Source organism: Sulfurihydrogenibium yellowstonense SS-5 (assembly GCF_000173615.1).
Classification (GTDB): domain Bacteria; phylum Aquificota; class Aquificia; order Aquificales; family Hydrogenothermaceae; genus Sulfurihydrogenibium; species Sulfurihydrogenibium yellowstonense.
Map to the genome: position 1 here is coordinate 1 of NZ_ABZS01000227.1, position 2,032 is coordinate 2,032.

Annotated in this window: 3 protein-coding genes; 1 reads left to right on the forward strand and 2 read right to left on the reverse strand. The window is 33.0% G+C overall.

The window, feature by feature from the left end:
* A partial coding sequence (locus SULYE_RS07865; RefSeq protein ID WP_007548256.1) for an MFS transporter occupies positions 1-905 on the forward strand: 905 nt, incomplete at its 5' end.
* On the opposite strand, the gene SULYE_RS07870 is transcribed toward SULYE_RS07865, so the two are convergent.
* The gene (locus SULYE_RS07870; protein WP_232178639.1) at positions 886-1,212 is read right to left on the reverse strand and encodes a hypothetical protein; all 327 of its coding nucleotides are present in this window, start codon (positions 1,210-1,212) and stop codon (positions 886-888) included. The genes SULYE_RS07865 and SULYE_RS07870 overlap by 20 nt on opposite strands.
* 42 nt (positions 1,213-1,254) lie before the next feature.
* Positions 1,255-1,860, reverse strand: a complete 606-nt coding sequence (locus SULYE_RS07875) for a peroxiredoxin (protein WP_007548258.1) — start codon at positions 1,858-1,860, stop codon at positions 1,255-1,257.
* Positions 1,861-2,032 lie beyond the last annotated feature (172 nt).

The following is a 2,032-nucleotide window of genomic DNA, read 5'->3' on the forward strand; positions in this document are numbered from 1 at the left end:
GGAGAGTTGATGGTTTTATAACTGCATCGTGGAATCTTGGAAGCATTTTTGCTTCTTTGGTTGGAATGTATCTACTGTCTTCATTTCCTGAGGAAAAAGCTTGGCGGTATGCATTTTTATTTGGCGGTAGTTTAGCAATATTGATAGTATTTATAAGATTTTTCATTCCAGAATCTCCAAGATGGCTAATATCGAAAGGGCTAACAGAAAAAGCCGAAGAGATTGTATCTAAATTAGAAAAAAAATATCATGTAAGGCCAATAAACAAACAGTGTGAAATTCCTGTATTTGAAGGTAGTTTATTAGATGCGGTGAAGATTATTCTCAAAAAGTACAGAGGAAGGTTTTTATTTGGAACGGCTATGAGTTTTACAATTCTGACAACATACTATGGCTTTATTACTATCTTACCTTTGGTAATTACAAATCAGTATAATCTTCCTACAAAAGAAATTCCAAATCTTTTACTAACTGCAAGCATTGGTGGTTTAATCGGTGGTATAGTTGTATCTTTTTTATCTGACAAGCTTGGTAGAAAAATAACAGGAACAACCATAGCCTTACTTTCTCTCTTAACATCTTTCTTCTTTTTAACATCGCAGGATATTTATACTACAGTTTTTGTTTATTCATTGGTTGCATACTCTTTTGCTAGCGTTGCTTATGTGTCTGCGATGGAGGTTTATCCTTCTTATTTGAGGGCTACAGCTATCGGTGTTTTATCTGTCATTGGAAGAATCTCAGGAATGCTGGCTCCACCAATACTAACCTATCTTGCAACTATAGATTATAAATTGAGCGTGTTAGGTTTGAGTTTGCTGTGGCTTGTAGGTTTTGTAGGATTTTTTATATGGTCTAAGTTTGGCGTTGAAGCAAAAGGAAAATCTATTGAGGATATAACTTAATCAAATCATAAACATCCTCTGTATTATTGTAAATAAGTACAATTTTTAGCTTTTCTTCTTTGTTCAAAATATCTAACATAGCATCATCTTTTAATTTTTTATATATTTTTGTTGTTGATAGGTCTAAAATTTGTGAGGCATCAAAATTATCTATGCTATAGGTTTGATTTTCTGATTTCCAAAATCTTTGGATTATACCAAAATTTGGATGCTCTGTAAGTTCTATAGGAAACATTTGGATTACTTGATTTTCCGTAATTTCTATCTCTATTTTTTGTGGTGTATATCTAATTAGTTTAAATATCATGGTTGTTTGTATAAGGGGGCGAAAAACAGCCCCCATATATTATTAATCTTGTAAAGCTTCGTAAACGTGTCCTACAAGCTCTTCAGATGGTTTTAATGTCTTCTTACCTGGTTCCCATTTAGCCGGACAAGCTTCATCCGGATGAGACATTAAGTATGCGTTAGCTTTCATCTTTCTTACAAGCTCATCTGCATTTCTTCCTACGTTGTAGAAGTTAACTTCAGAAGATACAAGCTTTCCTTCTGGGTTGATGATGAAAGTTCCTCTTAAAGCTAAACCAGTGCTGCAGTCATATACTCCAAACATTCTTGAAACTTTTCCTGTTGGGTCTGCACCCATTGGATATTTTACGTTTGCAAGTAATTTTTCATCTCTTTGCCATGCAAGGTGAACAAATTTTGTATCTGTAGAAACAGAAACAACTTCAGCACCAAGCTTCTTTAATTCTTCGTATTTTTCAGCTAAATCTGCTAATTCTGTTGGACATACAAATGTAAAGTCTGCCGGATAGAAGAATAAAATTGTCCATTTTCCTTCTTTTTTAGCATCTGCTAAAGAGAACTTTCCAAACTTCCCTGTTGATGGATCGTAAGTTTCCATCTCAAAATCTGGTACTTGTTGACCTACTAAGATTACTTTTTCTTCCATGTGATACACCTCCCTTTAAAAGTTTTAATTAATCTTATCAATAATCGTTATTATTTTGTTATGACTTTAATCACCCCCTACTAATATAAATATACAATCTTTAAAAACTTTTGCAAACTTTTTTGAAAAATTGCAAAATTAGAAACCTAAGTCTATTAAAAAGCTAATAGAT